We start from the raw sequence: 18,569 nt of genomic DNA, 5'->3' as shown, positions 1-18,569 counted from the left end.
CGGTGATTGGCGGTTCAGTGCGGTCGTTCGAGCGATCGATCGGGGTTTTGATGCGGGGGTTTCGGCATGGCGGATCTGGCCAAGCGCGGCGAAAGGGGCGTGCCACGGAACAGGTGATAGCGCCTGTCGGGAGAAATTGACGGCGGGCGGTAGCGATGGGTTGCGGAGGCGAACGACCGTTTGCTACGCAGTAACGCGAGGTATTGATCGAAGGCCTCGTCGCTCAGGGCCTGCTTGACGATCTGATCGGCGTCGACAGTGAGCTTTTCGAGGAAAGCCCGTCGAGTCATTCCGGTGTGGCGGGCCAAGCGAGCAAGGGCGAGAGCCGCTGCGGTCGAGCCCCAGGTCTGCAAACGGCGTTCGCTGTTTTCGCCGGCGCAGGCTCGCTTGGGTCGATAGGCGCGTTGCCTATCTGCGGAAGTCGTCGTCATGAGCGCACGCCGGTTCGCGCGTAATGCCGCCCGGATAGGCGTCGGCGAATGACGAGCGAGCACAGATCGACGGGCAAACGGCGCCAGTCACGCCTCGATCTGGTCTTTCATGCGATAGCTCTTGCAAGATTTTGGTGGCCAAAATCACCGCGGGGCTGTGCTCGCAGGCGCACGAGAGGCTGGCCGACGACAAGGCCGAGCACTACCGAGTGAATCAGACCGTGGCGATCAAGCATCGGCCGAGCCTGACCGTGGCGTGGATACAAGGCGGTACCGAAGTGTTGGTGCGAAGTTTGGAAGAACTGAAGATCGGCTTCGGTACGGCGCGCATGCCCTGCAGGCAGTTTGCCGCCAACGCGGCGTTCTTTCGCAGCGGCGTCATCGCCCAGGCCATGGCAAGCCCTTCATGGCCGGCCAGCGATCCCTCTTGCTATCCCGGCAGCACTCTCCGCGTAGCGCTACGCGAGAATCAATTCGTCCAGAATTCGCGCCGGCATGCCATCGCGATCCGCCCGCCCTTCTTTTTAATGCTCCGCGACCCTCAGCATGCTCTGGCGCGAGCCATCTCGCGCCGCAGGACGGCTCCACCGTGCCTCGTGCGCGCACGCGGGGCCAGGTCCTTACTTTTGCCGAAGGCACGGGGAAAGAGGTGACCCCATAGGTAGTCCAATTTCGGTCGATAGGCACTCAACGACGGATTTCATGGAGTCCTTCCTGCGGCCAAGGCGCGCTGGCCCCCAAGGAACGTGCGCCATCAAGGTTATCGTAGATAGGCTAGAATCGAATAACCGTGATAACCCAAAAAGGAGAGTGTCCACGAGCGTCGTGTCAGACCATCCAGGGGTCTCGACATTGGTTGGCACCCCAAAGGAGGCGCAGGCTCGTCTTGGGGATTCGCATGCTGACCGCGTGCTGGTGGTTGCGTTCGAGCACATCAAACCGAACATCTTCCAGGCCCCGGCGGAGAATTTCACCAACGTGGCATCTTCCATGTTCGAGGTATTGCTGGAGCGCCATGACCGGGAGTCGCTGGAGCGATTGGCCGAGGTTCTGGTGCCGCGGACACCGCCGCCTCCCCGCTTGCTCAAGGAAGCAGCCATGCGGGTGCGGACGCGCAAGGCTGTGCTGGAAAGCGGCGATTGGTTGAACGCGGCCGACGTCGCGCAACTGGCAGGCCTGAGGACCCGTAACCCCAGAGCCCAGCCCAATAAATGGAAGAAGCAGGGGCCGATCTTCGCCATCAACCATGGCGGCGTCGATTGCTTCCCGGGCTATGGGCTGGACCGCGACGCTGGCTTCCGGCCGGTGAAGGCGCTCGCCAAGATCATCGAGACCTTCTCCGAACACAAGGATGGCTGGGGCATGGCCTACTGGTTCCACTCGGACAACAGCTTCCTGGGCGGCAAGCGGCCGCAGGATTTGCTGGCATAGGCAGCCGAGCGCGTGATGGCGGCGGCGATCGACGAGGTTCAGGCGATCGCTCATGCCTAACGGTCATGACATGTCGGGATACGCCGGATCATGAAAGTGATGACCGTTTCCCCTGTCCTGGGTTTAAAAGCAGGACGATTCGGCGCGGGCTGTTGTTCCTATTGGTGACCGTATCCCTGATGGAGCCCTTCGACCGGAAGCTGACTCACGCAGCCTGCTGGACGATGCCGACGCTTACGATGTGGTGCTCGATCTAGCCGAGCGGATAGGCGTCAGAACATAGTGTCGGGGAAACGCTGAATGAAGAGCCTCCGGATCGACGAGAGCGGCCATGCCGGATTCGACCTTCTCAACCCCGAGCAGGACCTTCCAGGGCGCGACGGTCGAGGTCATCAGCGCCGAGGATGGCGTTCGACTGATCAAGGAGCACTTTCCGAAGCGACCAGCCTCTGAGCTCAAATATCGATGGCTCTCCCGCCGCCCCGCAAACCATCCCCGCTTGCTTTGGGGCAGCGGGGCATCCTGACCAACTATGGGTGCGTCACCTACGTCGCTGACAAGCGTTTCCTGCTGTTGCTGATGGTCCTGGACGACGCGGTCGAGCCGCTTTACTACGAGCGGAGACTGAGCTTTTACGCGGATCGGCAGAACTACTTGCGGCCGCTCGTCCGCGCTCAGCACCCTGTGGTCAAGGAACTGCTCGCAGCGCTCGGGAAACAGCGCGTCGGCGACGGCCTGCTCGCGGCGCATCCGCCATTCCAGCCGTTGCCCAAGCGCGGACGGGTCACTTGCCGCCTGCTTGAGTTCATGTTCTACTGGCCTTGCGGACCAATCCGGTGCCCCGGTCGATGACGGACCGGCACACGAACAAGATCGCGCCTCCCCTTGAAGAGTCCTGCGGACCAAGCCTGTTTTGGCCAGGTCGCGTTTGTCACGGCGCTCTTTACCAACAAGCTGTCGGGCGCAGCATTTCGCTGCTGACCGCTGCATTCCCTGTGCTCAACCTTTGGAAGAAACCCCTATGGATCCCACCCCAAATCCCGCTGTCGCCCCCTTATCTGCCACTACTGCTGCGTTGAACGCGGCGATCAATCTTCGCCTTGCCCTGCTCGAATTGCCCCTCGCGGCCGGCGATGATGGCGCGTCCATCACCGAAATCATGGCACCAATTCTCGCGCGGCAGCGGGAAATGAGCCGTCGACTTTCCGACAGGCTTTGTCCTGTCGATACCCGGATTCAGAATTTTCTCAAGGAGTATCTTGCCGATGTCGGTCGCGCACCCCGTTTGCCGGGGAAAACCCTGGTGCTCGACCAGCCCGGGCTGGCGCGCGGCATTTCCCTGCCCGCCAATGGGGATCTTTACAAGTCGCCGCTGCTCAGCAGCTATCGTCTGCGCAATGGGGTCCTGCACAATCCCGCCAGCGATCGGCGCACCACCGCCGGCGTTTTCCACATCGTCGAGGGTGGTTTGCCAATTCCCGACGACAAGCGGGCGGTGCCCAAATTGGCTTTTTCAAAGCTGCTTGCCCTGGCCCTGAATCCGCCGCCCGAATCGATGCAGCTACCGTTTACCGCGGGCGAGAAGGCACCGGCGATGTGCTTCGTGTCCCTGCTTTTGCGTCCCCTGGTGGTGCCTGCCGTGCCCGGATTTACGACCGAGAAGCGCATGGAAACCCGCTTTTTCGTGCCCGGGGCGCTGGTCGCCAATCTCGATTTCGTCGAAAGCATTTTTGGCAATGCCGGCGATCCCTATCTGCCTGAAAATGATTCCTCGCTCGACCCGGATGGCTGGACCGGCCACACCGGTTGCGTGATTCTCGCGCCGCATCTCACGCATGTGCCCAAACACCTGCTCGGTCTCCCGCACTGGGATGCGGCGACGCCGCTGCAGCGGCGCGATGGCATGTGCTACAGGAATGAAGCCGAGTTGTATAACGGGGGTAGTGCATTCAAGTTGTGCGCGCGGGACGAGCGTGGCGTGGTGGTGACCCTCATTGCCGACAATTATTTTGGTTACTGCAAGAACAGACCTCCCGGAATTGCGACTCAGACGCCCCGCTAACCGCGTGATTCAAAAGCCTTATCGTCGTTTTTTGGACCTTCGTCACGCCGGGAACGGAAAACGTTTATTGGACAACGATGCTTATATCCTATTGTAAATACGCAATAACAAGTGCAATAAGCATAAATCTCATGCTAGAATCGCGTCAGGCAGCGGGGACCTGGGGGTGAGGGGTGACGCAGAGCGAGTTATTGGAACCAGCGGTTAAGCAGGAAGGCCGTTTCGACTTGGGCAGAGGCTATTGTCTGCACCTTCCGCGTGGCCCTCGCAGCCAGGGTGACCTTTATCATCATGGCAGTCTGAGCAAACGGGTGAATCTTGCCGACAAGGCCGAGCGGCGCCTCCTGGTGGTTGAGTTATTACAGAGGAAGCTGAACCAGACGCGCTTGGCCGAGGTGCTCAATCTCAGTCGCCAGACGCTGCACAACTATCGCGAGTGCTATCGGCTATTTGGGGTGACCGGCCTGCTGCATGGCTATAGTCCGAGCCGCAGCGTGAGCGAAGAACGGCAAGGTCGGCTGCATGTTGACAAACGCCGCCCCGGCTCCAAGGCCCGCGAACTCGAAGCTTTGCGGCGTGTCGAGAAGCGGCTGACTGCGGAAGTGACCCAAGAGGAACTCGCGTGGGATGGCGAAGCCGCGGCGCGGTGTGCGCTGGAGGAAGCGCCCCTCGAAGAGGTCGTGCGTGTCGATCAGCCGAGCCGCCAGACAGTCGCGGAGCAGGCCTCACCGGAACAGGTTCCCGCCGCAGTGATCGAGCTTCCCTATGCGGAACACCATGACTGGGAAGCCAGCCGCTATGCCGGCATTTTCCCTGTCTTGCTGGTCCTGATGAGCCAATGGCAGTGGATGCAACGGCTCTCCCAGCTGTTCGGGAACGGTTGGCGCATCTTCCAGGTGTTCGTGCTGATGGCGGTGCGTAACATCCGCTCCATCGAGCAGCTCAAACATGAGCGGCGCGAGGAGGCGGGACGGCTCCTGGGCTTGGGGCGGCTACCCGCTCTCGACACGCTGTGGTCCTGGTTCCATGACGTCGCCGGCAAGTCTCGGGCCGGTGCGCTGCTGAAGGCGTTTTTTGCCGATCAGATCCGCTGCGGCCTGGTCGCCACCCGGCTGTGGTTTACGGACGGTCATCTCTTGCCTTATACCGGACAGGACAAGGTGCATGCGGCGTGGAATACACAGCGGCGGATGCCGATGCCCGGACAGACCAATCTGGTCACTTGTGACGAACAGGGGCGCATCGTCTATTTCGACATTCAGGAGGGCAAGGGAGACCTGCGCGCCCAGATTCTGAGGCTTGGCGAGTATGCGCGACAACAGTCCCTGGGAACCCCGCCGGTACAGGTCTTCGACCGTGAGGGCGATGGACTGGGCTTTTTCAGCGAACTCGTGCGCAGCCGCACGCCCTTCATCACTTGGGAGAAGAACGCCAATCCTGCGCGGCTCATGGCCTTGCCGGCCGCAGACTTCACGCACAGCGTAGCGATGAACGGCACGGATTATCGCCTGTTCGAAGAGACCAAGACGTGCGTCTACCCACCTAAAACCGATCCCGACACCGGCACGGCCGAGTCGGTGCATACGTTCGACCTGCGCCGGGTGGTGTTGTGGAATTTGCGCACCAATCACCGCATCAGCGTGCTCTGCTGGGACGCTGACCTTCAGTGGTCGCCGCAAGAGGTGCTGACCGCGATGCTCAGTCGCTGGGGCGCCTCGGAGAACACTTTCAAACACCTCAAGGGGCGTCATCCCTATCATTACCATCCGGGTTTCGGCTTGGCCGAGAGCGACAAACAGGACATCGCCAATCCCCAGATCAAAGGGCTTGCGCAGCAGATCGCGAGCACCCAGGGCCATCTTGCCAAGCTTTACAAGCAACAGGCCAAGACTCAACCCAGCTTCAATCGGGACGGAAGTGAGCGCCACAACAGTCGGCATCGGCGGCTTGCTGCGGCCATCGCCGTGAGCGAAACGCAACTCAAACAACTCCAGGCTGACAAGGCTCGCTTGCCCGAGCGCGTCAATGTCACGGGGCTGTCCGATTACCGCTCCTTCAACGCCATCGATAACGAGGGCAAGAATCTCTTCGACTTCGTCACGAGTTCCGTATGGAACGTGCGCCGCCAGCTTCTCGATTGGCTTAACGACAGCTATGCCAAGGATAGCGATCGGGTGGACCTGCTCTATGCGATCTTCAACTGCCATGGCTGGGTACGCAGTGACGAGCACTGGGTGGTCGTTCGCCTGGAGCCGCTACAGCAACCCGCCCGCCGTTATGCCCAAGAACAGCTGTGCCGTAAGCTCACTGGTCTCGGCGCCAGAATTCCCGGCGGAAAATGGCTGCGCATCGAGGTCGGCCAGTCTCCGCTATGAGACGGCCTTCGCCGACCTACTGTCCAAAATTAGACCACGTTCGCCGGGGATTCCGGGAGGTCTGAAGAAAGAGGTGAAGACGCAGATCAGCTATTCGGCGAACCTGTTTGGCTCCGCCGAAGAAGAGCATTCCGGCGGCGCGCTGGTGTTTCCGAGTTATAACGAGGGTCAGGAGTACACCGATCTGACGGCGGGCGATGACTACTCGCTGCAAGAGGTGCTGGCACGCGATCCTGAACGCTTTGTCGGGCAGTTGGCCGGGCATGCCATTGATCGCGTTCAGCGCAATGTCGTCCTGGTGCCCGCGAAATCCACTTTCAGCCTGCGCTCGCGGACCGTCTCCTGGCCAAGCCCTGATGGCGAGACCTCGTCGATCAAGTTGCAGGCCGGCAAGACCTATATGGGCCCCAACGGCTACCGGGTACACATGGAGTCATCGCGTGCGGATCATCGCCAGTGGAACCTCGTCGGAACCTCGGCGGACGTGACTGCCTGCCACAAGCCGGCCACTGTTTCCGGGGGAGGGAAGTCCGAGATATCGAAGGCGATTTCGGACGCCATACTTGTCGGCCACGTTTTTGTTGCCGACGTGGAAAAGGACATGGACGCGGTTGCCGCCATTCTGGCGCGTGATTTCTCCGAGCGCTACAGCGATCCGGAAAGGAACGGCCTTGATAAGCGACTCATACTGAGCACTGACCGTTCGCTGGGTAGCGTCATCAAGCTGCTCACCCCGTCGAGACGGGACTATAACGAGGCCTACAACACGTGGTTGAGCGCTATTCCGCAACATATCAAGGAGCTGGTCTTCGTCGTCAAGCGCTTTCACCGCCCGGAATGGGGCGATAGCTGGCGGAGCCATTACTCCGTGGATCTGATCAACGGTCGTCCGGGGAATTCACTGAAGCTGGACGGAAGCACGCTGATCGTGAATACCCTGCGCGTGGGTTTCGAGAAGGACGGCGCCTGGCGTGTCTTCGGCCTGCGGCATGACTTTCACCCCGCCGGCAAGGTGCAGACCGAGGACGACATCACCGCCAGTGTGGTCGCCCCCGCGGAAGCGATTGCCGGAGAATCGGGGAGCTTGTCACGGAAGTACCTGCAAAACTGCGAGCGCCGCCTGTTTCAAAGGCCCGACGACGCCATTCATCGCGGCTACGATGGCCAGGCCGAAGCGGATATCGCGACACCCGGGACCTTTATCTCAAACTTCCAGCCGCTTGACGGTGCGGATGCGCGCGAACTGCTCGATGACGCGATCGGTTTCAATGAGTTTTCCCCACCGATGCAGAACCTGATCCTGGCTGCGGCCAAAGCGCCCGAGGGATCATCCCCCGCTTATTTCGTCTCCTCGGCACATCCGCGTATCGTCGATGGGAAGCCGACGAAGAACCCGCGCTATCTGCAGTTGCGCCCGGACCTCGCCTGCCCGGAAGACACGGAAATCGCCAGGCTGGCGATGCGTTTGTTGCGCAGGCAGTCAACTGCCGAGCCGCTCATGACCCCGGTCCATGTGGTCGCCGCCGGTCGCCGCAACAATCCTCCGGAGGAAGGCATCCGGGCGCTATGTCCCTACAATCCCTTGCACTACATGGAACTGCCCGAGCTGTTCATCGAGTTCATCAGCTCAATGACCGGCAAGTCACCCTCGACGACCGGGGCGGGTTCGGAGGGCGCCTTGACCAAGGGACCGTTCAATGCCTTGCCGGCGATCATCGACCTCAATGCGGCTTTCGTCTCCTTCGCACTCACTGGCTACGACGGCTGGGTTTCCTCTGCCGGTTACGTCGGGCCAAACATGCGCGTTGATCATGACGTCAGTCTGCTGGTGCCCGAAGTCTTTGCCCGCATGAGCCCCAGTGAACGCGACGCCAAGAATCTGATTGCCCGGGGTGCCCTTGAACGTGTGGACGATTTCGAGCACCGTGGTCAGCCGGTGCTGGCCAGCCGGCTCGGCTATCGCATGACCGCGCGTATGGCCAGCACCTACTTTGGCCGCATATTTCTGCATCCGCATGCCGTGTTCACCGAGGAAATGCTGCGCCCCGAGCTGCAGGACATGGACATCTTTGCCGACGGCGTGGCGAATATCGTCGCCACCCACCAGCGGGTTGCCGAAAGCTACTTCACTGATGGCACGATTTCCCTGGCCTGCCCGCCGTTGAAAGCGGTGCTGGAAATCATGGCGCACGGCAAGACCGCCGATGGCCACGGGCTGGAGTCGCCGGAAGTGCGTTCGCTTTTTTCGCGCGAAAGCGTACTCGCCAGTGACTGGTATGCGGCACGCCTGGATGCCAAGCAAGCCAGTGACGAGAAGCGCCTGACTCAGGCTGTCGCTTCGCTCTACGAATTCCTGGATCGCAGCGAGAATGCCGAGGTCGCGTCTCGCCTGGGACTTCTGGCGCGACGTGCGCAGATACAGGGCGAACGGGTTCTTGTCGGCTCGGCCGCCTATCGTGCCGGGCTGGTGGGGACCATCGGCCGGCAGCCCTTATAAGTCCTATAAGTTCTGGTGGCGATCGGGCAGCTAACGGTCATGACATGTCGAGACACCCCGGATCATGAAAGTCATGACCGCCCCCCCTCTTCCCCCGGCCCTTCTCCCGCGAGGGGAGAAGGGCGTTTCGTGAGTCGCATACGCGACTTTCACATTAATGCGGCGACCTGATCGCCGGACTGTCGCGTCAGCGGCGACAAGGTGTCGGCCGACGCTCGCCGCTGCGGGTTCGGCGATTCGTCGATTATTGTTCGCGGCGTCTCGTTGACTCCTTGTGCGCAGGGATCTTGAGGACGCTGGGTGAGCTGGCCTTTCATTCCACTGCGTGCAAAACGTCTTTGCACGCACGACCCTTAAGGAGACGGCCATGCCCACGAAGCGTGTTCGTCACGCTCACTTTGGAGGAGGCGGTCATTTGCGCCATCGACGAGGAGGCCAAAGCCCAAGATAGCTTGCTCGACGGCTGCTACCTCCTGGAAACCAACGTTCCGACGGACTTGATGGACGCGAAGACCGTGGATGAGCGCTATCGCGATCTGCAAAAAGTCGAACGCAACTTCCGCACGGTGAAAACCTCCTTCCTCGAAATCCGTCCGATCAGTGCTCGCGGCAGCCACTGGCTGGAATCAAGGTGGCGGTGAGGGACGCAACAGGCCGACTTCGCTGAGTGCTGCGTTCGCGGGCCGGAATGTGGCGTAAGCTTGCAGCCGGCGTGTCCTGGCAAGTTGGCTCCGCAGGCGCACCGGATCGTTTTTCTCCAACACGGCTGTCAAGCTGCTGTGGCAGTCGCCTCTCACGCAAGCGAAAGGAACCGCAATGGCACGAATCGAAAAGGACTTCCTGGGCGAGAAAGAACTGCCCGACGACGCCTACTACGGCGTGCAGACGATGCGCGGCCTGCACAACTTCCACATTACCGGCATCCCGATGTCGGCTGAGCCGTTCTTCGTGAAGGCTTTCGGCTACGTGAAGAAGGCGGCGGCGCTGACCAACCGCAATCTCGGCGTCATCGATGCCAAAATCGCCGACGCGATCATCGGTGCCTGTGATCGGCTGATCGCCGGCGATATGGACGACCAGTTCGTGACCGACTTCATCCAGGGCGGCGCCGGCACCTCGACCAACATGAACGCCAACGAGGTCATCGCCAACCTGGCACTCGAAAGCCTGGGCCACAAGAAGGGCGAGTACGAGTTCGTCAACCCCAATGACCATGTCAACTGCGGGCAATCGACCAACGACGTCTATCCGACGGCGTTCCGGCTGGCGCTGATCCTGCGGCTGAGCAGCTACATGGACGCACTGCGTCGCCTGGAAGATGCTTTCCACGCCAAGGGCAAGGAGTTCGAGGGGGTCCTGAAAATGGGTCGCACGCACCTTCAGGATGCCGTTCCGATGTCGCTCGGGCAGGAGTTTCACGGCTGGGGAACGACCATTGGCGAGGAGGTGCACCGCATCGCCGACGTGCGCCAGTTGCTGCACGAGGTCAACCTCGGAGCGACGGCGATCGGCACTTCCGTGACCGCCGCGCGCGGTTACCCGGAGCAGGTGACGCGCTGCCTGTCGGACCTTACCGGCGTCACGCTGATCCTCGCCGGCGACCTGGTCGAGGCGACTTCCGACACCGGCGCCTATGTGCAGCTGTCCGGCGTCCTCAAGCGCACTTCGGCAAAACTGACCAAGATCTGCAACGATATCCGCCTGCTCGCCTCGGGGCCGCGCTGCGGCTTCAACGAGATCAATCTGCCGCAGATGCAGCCCGGGTCGTCGATCATGCCGGGCAAGGTCAATCCGGTGATTCCGGAAGTCGTGAACCAGACCAGTTTCCTGGTCATCGGCCTCGACCTGACCGTTACGCTGGCCGCTTCGGCCGGCCAGCTGCAACTCAACGTCATGGAGCCGGTAATCACCTTTGCGCTGTTCACCTCGATTTTCACAATGGAACATGCGGTCAACAGCCTGCGCGTGAACTGCGTGCGCGGAATTACCGCCAACGCCGAGCACTCGCGCGACATGGTTCTCAACTCGCTGGGCATCGTTACCGTGCTCAAGCAGTCGCTGGGCTACAAGCAGTGCTCGGAAATTGCACGCGAGGGCTACGAGACGGGCAAGTCGCTGCAGCAAATCGTGGTCGAGGAACGCAAGTTGCTGAGCCAGGAAAAATGGGACGAGCTGTTCTCCTTCGATAACCTGATCAGTGGCAACGTCGACAAGTAGGGGAGAGCGCTTGATCGGCTTTTCGAGCGAGATTTTCCGGGCGTGGCCGCGCTGTAGCGAGCATGCCGGCCAGACCATGATCACACGCGAAACGAAACAGGATGGCCGCGAGGAGAAGCGGGACATCAAGTATTGATTGCCAGTAGCGGTCGAATGCCGTGCCCGCCAGCTGCGGAGCACGCTTCGACCGTCTCCCGTGCTCAATGGGTTCGCTTCGCCCAGATCCTCGCCGCATTTCCGGCAGGCCGCCAGGCCGCTCCAGTTTCTCTTCGTTCTCGTCGTTCGCTTCGAATTCGCCGATGAATCAAGCTCATAGCGTCAGCTGGCATGTTATGCGTGGCGACGCTGTGGTGTGCTACATTCACGCCGCCGCCACATGGGGTGGCGTGCCGCCATCACCGTTGCCGGCCCCATTCACCGCCGCATAGAAGGAGATCCCCGATGACCCCACCCCGCGAACCAGACTACGCACTGGAAGACCGTCTGTCACGTCGCCTGCTCGACGTCTTTATCCGCGCCGGCCTGGTCCTGGCGTTGGTGTTGCTGTGCTACAAAATCTTCTCGCCATTCATGTCGATGATGCTGTGGGCGCTGATCCTGGCGATCACGATCTATCCGCTGCACCAGATGCTCGCCGCGCGGATCGGTGGCAAGCAGGGGCTCGCCTCGACGCTGATCGTGCTGCTCGCCGTCGCCGTCATCATCACGCCGACCGTCATGCTGGCCAGCCAGTTCGGCGACTCGGTGCAAGGCGTGGTCCACGGCGTGCGCGACAACACGATCCAGGTGCCGGCGCCGTCCGACAAGGTGGCTTCCTGGCCGGTGGTGGGCGAGAAAGTGCATGCGTTCTGGTCGCAGGCGCACGCCGACCTGCCGGCACTGGTCAAGACCATGCAGCCGAAGATCGGCCAACTGGCGACCAAGGCACTGGGCATGGTCGCCGGCCTCGGCGGCGGCTTGTTGATGTTCATCTTCTCGTTCATCGTCGCCGGCATCATGATGGCCTGGGGCGAAGCGGGCGCCAAGGCGATGCTGGAGATTTTCGAACGTATCGCCGGGCTGGCCCGCGGCAAGGAGTTCACCACGCTGTCGACGGCGACGGTGCGTGCCGTCGCCTCGGGCGTCATCGGCATCGCCTGTATTCAGGCGCTGATCATCGGCGTCGCGCTGATGATCGCCGGCGTCCCATTCGCCGGCGTGCTGGCCGTGGTCGTCCTCGTGCTCGGCATCGCACAGTTGCCAGCGCTGTTCGTCACGCTGCCGGTGATCGGCTGGATCTGGACGAGCGGCGACTACGGTACCGTTGCCGCTGCCGCCTACTCCGTTCTGCTGTTCGTCGGTGGCATGGCCGACAACGTCCTGAAACCGCTGATGCTCGGCCGCGGCGTCGATGCGCCGATGCCGGTGATCCTGATCGGCGCGCTCGGTGGCATGGCCACGACCGGCATCCTCGGCATGTTCATCGGCGCGACCTTGCTGGCGCTGGGCTACCAGATCTTCATGCGCTGGGTCGCTGACAACCCGGAACGGACACCGACGCAGGCTGCTGCCGATTCCTCCTCCACCACCGCCTGAGCCGATGCGGCGGTGCTTCGCCGGCGCCAACGGTCCGCGCCTTCCTGCCCTCGCTGCCGCGCTGTTGCTCGGCGGCTGCGCGGCGGTCGGGCCGGACTTCAAGCGGCCCGAGGTGCCGGCGCTGGCTGGCTGGTCGGGTGGCTCGCTGGCGACGCTGGCAGCGGAAAAGGGCGAGCGTCCGCGGCCGGAGGGCGATGAATGGTGGCGCAATTTCGACGACCCGGTACTTGACGCACTGGTCGCCGAGGCGCAGCGTGCCAACCCGAACGCGCGCACAGCCGGCATGCGCATCCTCGAGGCGCGCGCGCAGCTGGCGATCGCCGGCAGCCTGCTCTATCCGCAACAGCAGCAGGTGACCGGCGCGGTACTGCGCACGGGAACCGAGGCGAGCAGCGGGCCGGACAGCGCGCTGACGGCGTACAGCATCGGCTTTGGCGTCGGCTGGGAAATCGATTTCTGGGGCAAGTTCCGGCGCAGCATCGAGGCCGCCGACGCCGCTTACTTCGCCAGCATCGCCCAGTACGACGACATGCAGGTGCTGGTGGCAGCGCAGGCGGCCTCTTTATATGCGGTGATCCGCACCCTTGAGTTGCGCCTGACCATCGCCCACGAGAACGCGGCACTGCAGAAGCGCAGCCTGGAGATCACCGAACGGCTGTTCAAGCACGGCAACGATTCCGAACTCGACGTGCAGCAGGCGAAATCGCAGTACCTGAGCACGCTTGCCTCCATTCCGCAACTGCAAGGCAGCTTGCGCCAGACGCAAAACGCGCTCTCCGTACTGCTCGCCCGCCCGCCGGGACCTCTGCCGGAAATGGCGGCAGGCCGGCAACGCATCCCGCAGGCCGGGCTCGCAGTCGTCGCCGACATGCCCGCAGGGATGCTGCGCCGCCGCCCTGACGTGCGCGCAGCGGAGATGCAACTGGCGGCGCAGTCGGCGCTGATCGGCGTCAGCGTCGCCGACCTCTACCCGTCGATTGCCTTGCTGGGATCGCTCGGCCTTTCGGCCACGTCGCTGTCCGGTTCGCCGCGGACACTCGCCTGGGGAATAGGCCCGAGCCTGGTCTGGAACGTCTTCGACCACGGCCGCCTGAGCAACGAGGTGCTGGTCCAGGACGCTCGCTTCCAGCAACTCTATGAGCAGTACCAGGGGACGGTGCTCGCGGCGGCGCGCGAAGTCGATGACGCCGCCGTTGGCTTCGTCGCCAACCGCGACCAGCTGCCCCTGCTCGAGGAGGCGGTCAAGGCGGCGCGGCGTTCGCTCGCTATCGCCACCCTCCAGTACCGAGAGGGGATGGCCGGCTTCGAGCGCGTACTCGATTCGCAGCGCGCGCTGTTCAGCCAGCAGGAGCGGCAGGTCAACACCATGGGAAATGTTGCACAGAGTCTGGTCACGCTATACAAGGCGATGGGCGGTGGCTGGCAGCAGGGGCGCAATCGACCGCTGGTTGACGACGCGATGCGCGAGACGATGGCCGAGCGCAGCGCCTGGCGGGACATGCTGGCAGTACCTCTGCCGCCACCCGATGCCGGTCCGCCACAGATCACACCAGAGAGGGAAGCACGATGAGCCAGGAATCGTCCAGCCAGGACCCGTCGACCGTAGCCGCCAGCGAAGCGCCGCAAGCGGGGAAGGCAAGCCGTATCGGCGCGACGGTCGTGCTGGCGCTGATCGGCGGCAGCCTGCTCTGGTATTTTGCCGCCGATCGCGTCACTCCGTACTCCTCGCAGGCCCGCGTCCAGGCTTTTGTGGTGCCGGTGGCCGCCGAGGTGGCGGGCAAGGTGCTCGCGGTTCACGTCAGGAACGACGACGACGTGGGGCGCGGGCAAGCGCTCTTCGACATCGACCCGGAGCAATACCGGATCGCGCTGCAACGCAGCCGCTCGGACTTCGAAGCGGTGCGCAGTTCAGTCAATGCCGCGGTGGAGACCGTGGCCGCCGCGCGCGCCTCGCTGCAGGCAGCGCAGGCCAATCAAGTCAAGGCCGAAAAGGACGCGGCGCGGCACGAGGCGCTCTACGCCGAGGATCCCGGCGCGATATCGGTGCGCCGACTGGAGGTCACACAGGCGACAGGGGTCGAGGCGCGCAGCCGGACAAAGGCTGCCGAAGCCGACGTGCGCAAGGCGCAGGAAGCCGCCGGCGAGGCCGGTGACAACAACGCACAGTTGCGCAGCGCGCGCGCGGCGATCGAAAAGGCCGCGCTCGACCTGGCGCGCACGAAAGTGGTCGCCCCCGCCGGCGGCCGTGTCGCCGATCTGCGCACCGAAGTCGGTCAGTTCGCCCAGGCAGGTGCGCCGGTGATGACGCTGATTGCGATCCGCGACCTGTGGATCAGCGCGGACATGACCGAGAACAACCTCGGCAACCTCGAACCCGGCGACGAAGTGGCCATCGTTCTCGATATGCTCCCCGGCGAAGTGCTGAAAGGCCGCGTGCGCAGCGTTGGCAGCGGCGTCAGCTCCGCCCAGCAGGCGCCGCCGGGAACGCTGCCGACGATCGAAAACAGTCGCGACTGGCTGCGCCAGGCGCAGCGCTTCCCGGTGGCTGTCGAGTTCGATGCGACGGAGGCAAAGCGTCTGGGCAAGGTACGCATCGGCGGTCAGGCCGAGGTGATGGTCTACACCGGCGACAACTTCCTGATGAACACGCTCGGCGCGGCCTACATCCGCCTGATGAGCTGGCTCTCCTACCTCTACTGAGCCGATCATGATCGCTCCGGCTGACAAGGCGGTTCTGCGCTTGGCCGTCGGACTCGGTCTGGCCGTCCTGATTGCCTACGGCCTGGCCCTGTCGCTTCCGTACATCGTCTGCCTGATGGCAATGGTGGTGCTGTGCAAGCCGGGCCCGCCGATCCCGCCGGCCAAGGCCGTGGTCATCGCCCTGCTGTTTGCCGGACTGTTGGTGATGGGGGTGCTGATGGTCCCCTTGCTGGAGAACTACGCGCTGGCCGGCGTGCTTCTGACGGGGGTCATCCTTTACGCGCTGTTCTTCTTCGGTATCCGCACCGGCAACCCGCTGACAATGATTCTGGTCGTGGCCTTCACGCTGATCCCGGTCGCCGGGGTGGCCGACCAGGCGCTCGTCACCGCGATCAGCGTGGCGCTGGCCGTTGGCATCGCCGTTGGCAGCCTGGTCGGCGGTTTTTCGCATGCCTTCTTTCCCGACGCGCAAGAGCCGGCCGCGAAGGCAGCCAAGCCACCACGCCCCAGCCGTGAGACGGCAAGCTGGATCGCCCTGCGCGGCACGCTGGTCGTGCTGCCAGTGTTCGTTCTGGCACTCACCGACCCCTCGTTCTATCTGGCGGCGATCATGAAGACGGTGTCTCTGGGCCAGCAGGCCGGTTCGACCGATACCCGTTCCGCCGGTCGGGAACTGCTGGGATCGACGCTGATGGGGGCGGGAATGGCTCTGGTCGTCTGGTTCGGCCTGTCGCTGTGGCCGAACCTGTGGATGCTGATGCTGTGGATAATGGCGGCTGCTCTGTGGGCCGGCGCGCGGCTCTTCCGCGTCAAGGCGACGACATTCTCGCCCTCATTCTGGAACAACGCGCTGATAACGATGCTGATCCTGCTCGGGCCGGCGATCGAGGACAGCGCCAGCGGCAAGGGTGTACTCGCGGCGTCCGCCGTTCGTGTCTGCCTGTTCGTCGGCGTCGCGCTCTATGCCTGGGCGACCGTCTGGCTGCTCGAGCGCTGGCGCGCGTCGAGAAGCGAGGCCTTGTTTTTCCACCACAGCTGAAGGAGATGAGCGGCATGATACTGATTAACCTGGCAATCGGCTTGCTGACGATGATGATCTGCCTGACCGTGCAGGTGATGTTCACTCTCTGGAGCGTCCGCTACGTGGTGCGCCACGCGGACGAACCGGGGTTGGGCAGGGCACTGCTCACGGGTACCCGCAGGCTTTTGATGGCGATGGTGATCATGATGCTGGGCAATTTTCTGCAGATCATGCTGTGGGGCGCCCTGTTCTTGTGGCTCGGAGAGTTCACTGACTTCCATCAGGCGGCTTACCACTCGGGCGTCAATTTCACGTCGCTCGGCTATGGGGACGTGGTCATGAGCAACGACCGGAAACTTCTCGGCCCGCTCGAGGCGCTCAATGGCATCCTGATGCTCGGCCTGTCCAGTGCGGCCCTGCTCGGCATCGTGCAGCACCTGACAAAGGGGCATCCGGCGAATGCGGCAGCCCAATAAGAGGATCGAAAGAGCCGAACTTACCCGTGGTCGAAGTCGACTCGGGCCTGGTCGTTAACTCTCTGGCGCCGATTTGGGAGAGCCGACAATTAGCGGATCATCGTCACTGGGCCCGTTTAAACTGCGGTCACCGTCGGCACCATCGGCTAAAATCAGCGCAGCGTCTGCACGCGGCAATTGCGACTCGGGAAAGAACCGACGGCGGTTGCCGCCAATTATTGGCGACCGGAAACGTGGTGGAGGGCAGAAGCGGCACGCGAGCGTACGCTGGAGACGCGTTCTCGAAAGCCGGCTGCAAGACGCCAATCGTTGTATTTCTCTGAAACACGGCTGTCAAGCTGCTGTGGCAGTCGCCTCTCACGCAAGCGAAAGGAACCGCAATGGCACGAATCGAAAAGGACTTCCTGGGCGAGAAAGAACTGCCCGACGACGCCTACTACGGCGTGCAGACGATGCGCGGCCTGCACAACTTCCACATTACCGGCATCCCGATGTCGGCGGAGCCGTTCTTCGTAAAGGCTTTCGGCTACGTGAAGAAGGCGGCGGCGCTGACCAACCGCAATCTCGGCGTCATCGATGCCAGGATCGCCGACGCGATCATCGGTGCCTGTGATCGCCTGATCGCCGGCGATATGGACGACCAGTTCGTGACCGACTTCATCCAGGGCGGCGCCGGCACCTCGACCAACATGAACGCCAACGAGGTCATTGCCAACCTGGCACTCGAAAGCCTGGGCCACAAGAAGGGCGAGTACGAGTTCGTCAACCCCAATGACCATGTCAACTGCGGGCAATCGACCAACGACGTCTATCCGACGGCGTTCCGGCTGGCGCTGATCCTGCGGCTGAGCAGCTACATGGACGCGCTGCGCCGCCTGGAAGATGCTTTCCACGCCAAGGGCAAGGAGTTCGAGGGGGTCCTGAAAATGGGTCGCACCCACCTTCAGGATGCCGTTCCGATGTCGCTCGGGCAGGAGTTTCACGGCTGGGGAACGACCATTGGCGAGGAGGTGCACCGCATCGCCGACGTGCGCCAGTTGCTGCACGAGGTCAACCTCGGAGCGACGGCGATCGGCACTTCCGTGACCGCCGCGCGCGGTTACCCGGAGCAGGTGACGCGCTGCCTGTCGGACCTTACCGGCGTCACGCTGATCCTCGCCGGCGACCTGGTCGAGGCGACTTCCGACACCGGCGCCTATGTGCAGCTGTCCGGCGTCCTCAAGCGCACTTCGGCAAAACTGACCAAGATCTGCAACGATATCCGCCTGCTCGCCTCGGGGCCGCGCTGCGGCTTCAACGAGATCAATCTGCCGCAGATGCAGCCCGGGTCGTCGATCATGCCGGGCAAGGTCAATCCGGTGATTCCGGAAGTCGTGAACCAGACCAGTTTCCTGGTCATCGGCCTCGACCTGACCGTCACGCTGGCCGCTTCGGCCGGCCAGCTGCAACTCAACGTCATGGAGCCGGTAATCACCTTTGCGCTGTTCACCTCGATTTTCACAATGGAACATGCGGTCAACAGCCTGCGCGTTAACTGCGTGCGCGGAATCACCGCCAACGCCGAGCACTCGCGCGACATGGTTCTCAACTCGCTGGGCATCGTTACCGTGCTCAAGCAGTCGCTGGGCTACAAGCAGTGCTCGGAAATTGCACGCGAGGGCTACGAGACGGGCAAGTCGCTGCAGCAAATCGTGGTCGAGGAACGCAAGTTGCTGAGCCAGGAAAAATGGGACGAGCTGTTCTCCTTCGATAACCTGATCAGCGGCAACGTCGACAAGTAGGGG

Annotated in this window: 14 protein-coding genes and 2 pseudogenes; 14 read left to right on the top strand and 2 right to left on the bottom strand. The window is 62.7% G+C overall.

All coding sequences use genetic code 11. From position 1 onward, the window contains the following. Window positions 1–14: 14 nt before the first annotated feature. A complete protein-coding gene (locus V5B40_RS20560; protein WP_332356253.1) occupies window positions 15–431 on the bottom strand; it encodes a hypothetical protein in 417 nt (138 codons plus the stop codon). A 134-nt stretch (window positions 432–565) separates the two neighbouring features. Between V5B40_RS20560 and V5B40_RS20555 the strand changes: the two genes are divergently transcribed. Together V5B40_RS20555 and V5B40_RS20550 are read left to right on the top strand one after the other, a co-directional pair. Beyond that, entirely contained in the window at window positions 566–1,084 is a 519-nt protein-coding gene (locus V5B40_RS20555; protein WP_332356398.1) for a hypothetical protein, read from the top strand. A gap of 256 nt (window positions 1,085–1,340) precedes the next feature. After that, complete coding sequence (locus V5B40_RS20550) at window positions 1,341–1,862, top strand: hypothetical protein (RefSeq protein ID WP_332356388.1); 522 nt, start codon at window positions 1,341–1,343, stop codon at window positions 1,860–1,862. A 234-nt stretch (window positions 1,863–2,096) separates the two neighbouring features. Here V5B40_RS20550 and V5B40_RS20545 read toward each other — a convergent pair whose 3' ends face one another. Beyond that, window positions 2,097–2,612 (bottom strand): hypothetical protein, encoded by a 516-nt coding sequence (locus V5B40_RS20545; protein ID WP_332356252.1) that lies wholly within the window; start codon window positions 2,610–2,612, stop codon window positions 2,097–2,099. 271 nt (window positions 2,613–2,883) lie between these two features. On the opposite strand from V5B40_RS20545, the pseudogene V5B40_RS20540 reads away from it, so the two are divergent. The 12 genes and pseudogenes from V5B40_RS20540 to V5B40_RS20485 all read left to right on the top strand — a co-directional run. Further along, a pseudogene (locus tag V5B40_RS20540) lies at window positions 2,884–3,885 on the top strand (hypothetical protein); the annotation flags it as partial. Window positions 3,886–4,235: 350 nt separating this feature from the next. After that, entirely contained in the window at window positions 4,236–6,299 is a 2,064-nt protein-coding gene (locus V5B40_RS20535; RefSeq protein WP_332353452.1) for a putative transposase, read from the top strand. A 73-nt stretch (window positions 6,300–6,372) separates the two neighbouring features. Next, a complete protein-coding gene (locus V5B40_RS20530; protein WP_332356251.1) occupies window positions 6,373–8,796 on the top strand; it encodes a hypothetical protein in 2,424 nt (807 codons plus the stop codon). 377 nt (window positions 8,797–9,173) lie between these two features. Then, a pseudogene (locus V5B40_RS20525) lies at window positions 9,174–9,404 on the top strand (IS1634 family transposase); the annotation flags it as partial. Between the two features lie 208 nt (window positions 9,405–9,612). Further along, a complete protein-coding gene (locus tag V5B40_RS20520) occupies window positions 9,613–11,013 on the top strand; it encodes an aspartate ammonia-lyase (RefSeq protein ID WP_332356249.1) in 1,401 nt (466 codons plus the stop codon). Window positions 11,014–11,023: 10 nt separating this feature from the next. Then, a complete protein-coding gene (locus tag V5B40_RS20515) occupies window positions 11,024–11,149 on the top strand; it encodes a hypothetical protein (protein WP_332356248.1) in 126 nt (41 codons plus the stop codon). 305 nt (window positions 11,150–11,454) lie between these two features. Further along, a complete protein-coding gene (locus V5B40_RS20510) occupies window positions 11,455–12,588 on the top strand; it encodes an AI-2E family transporter (RefSeq protein WP_332356247.1) in 1,134 nt (377 codons plus the stop codon). A gap of 4 nt (window positions 12,589–12,592) precedes the next feature. Next, entirely contained in the window at window positions 12,593–14,158 is a 1,566-nt protein-coding gene (locus V5B40_RS20505) for an efflux transporter outer membrane subunit (protein ID WP_332356246.1), read from the top strand. Continuing rightward, the gene (locus tag V5B40_RS20500; protein ID WP_332356245.1) at window positions 14,155–15,288 is read left to right on the top strand and encodes an HlyD family secretion protein; all 1,134 of its coding nucleotides are present in this window, start codon (window positions 14,155–14,157) and stop codon (window positions 15,286–15,288) included. Before V5B40_RS20505 ends, V5B40_RS20500 begins: the two co-directional genes overlap by 4 nt. Before the next feature lie 7 nt (window positions 15,289–15,295). After that, window positions 15,296–16,327 (top strand): DUF2955 domain-containing protein, encoded by a 1,032-nt coding sequence (locus tag V5B40_RS20495; RefSeq protein ID WP_332356244.1) that lies wholly within the window; start codon window positions 15,296–15,298, stop codon window positions 16,325–16,327. A 5-nt stretch (window positions 16,328–16,332) separates the two neighbouring features. Further along, complete coding sequence (locus V5B40_RS20490; protein ID WP_332356243.1) at window positions 16,333–16,785, top strand: ion channel; 453 nt, start codon at window positions 16,333–16,335, stop codon at window positions 16,783–16,785. Between the two features lie 380 nt (window positions 16,786–17,165). Continuing rightward, window positions 17,166–18,566: an aspartate ammonia-lyase gene (locus tag V5B40_RS20485; RefSeq protein WP_332356242.1), complete on the top strand. Its 1,401-nt coding sequence runs from the start codon at window positions 17,166–17,168 to the stop codon at window positions 18,564–18,566. The last annotated feature ends 3 nt before the right edge of the window (window positions 18,567–18,569 follow it).

Origin of the sequence: Candidatus Accumulibacter meliphilus, from assembly GCF_036625345.1 — a bacterium.
GTDB lineage: Bacteria > Pseudomonadota > Gammaproteobacteria > Burkholderiales > Rhodocyclaceae > Accumulibacter > Accumulibacter meliphilus.
Note: the sequence above shows the minus strand (reverse complement) of the source record. Positions and strands in the feature narration are given on the sequence as shown.

Coding starts and splice junctions, on each gene's coding strand:
- V5B40_RS20490 (WP_332356243.1), top strand. CDS start 16,333: ATGAGCGGCATGATACTGATTAACCTGGCAATCGGCTTGCTGACGATG.
- V5B40_RS20495 (WP_332356244.1), top strand. CDS start 15,296: ATGATCGCTCCGGCTGACAAGGCGGTTCTGCGCTTGGCCGTCGGACTC.
- V5B40_RS20485 (WP_332356242.1), top strand. CDS start 17,166: ATGGCACGAATCGAAAAGGACTTCCTGGGCGAGAAAGAACTGCCCGAC.
- V5B40_RS20560 (WP_332356253.1), bottom strand. CDS start 431: ATGACGACGACTTCCGCAGATAGGCAACGCGCCTATCGACCCAAGCGA.
- V5B40_RS20500 (WP_332356245.1), top strand. CDS start 14,155: ATGAGCCAGGAATCGTCCAGCCAGGACCCGTCGACCGTAGCCGCCAGC.
- V5B40_RS20505 (WP_332356246.1), top strand. CDS start 12,593: ATGCGGCGGTGCTTCGCCGGCGCCAACGGTCCGCGCCTTCCTGCCCTC.
- V5B40_RS20510 (WP_332356247.1), top strand. CDS start 11,455: ATGACCCCACCCCGCGAACCAGACTACGCACTGGAAGACCGTCTGTCA.
- V5B40_RS20520 (WP_332356249.1), top strand. CDS start 9,613: ATGGCACGAATCGAAAAGGACTTCCTGGGCGAGAAAGAACTGCCCGAC.
- V5B40_RS20545 (WP_332356252.1), bottom strand. CDS start 2,612: ATGCGCCGCGAGCAGGCCGTCGCCGACGCGCTGTTTCCCGAGCGCTGC.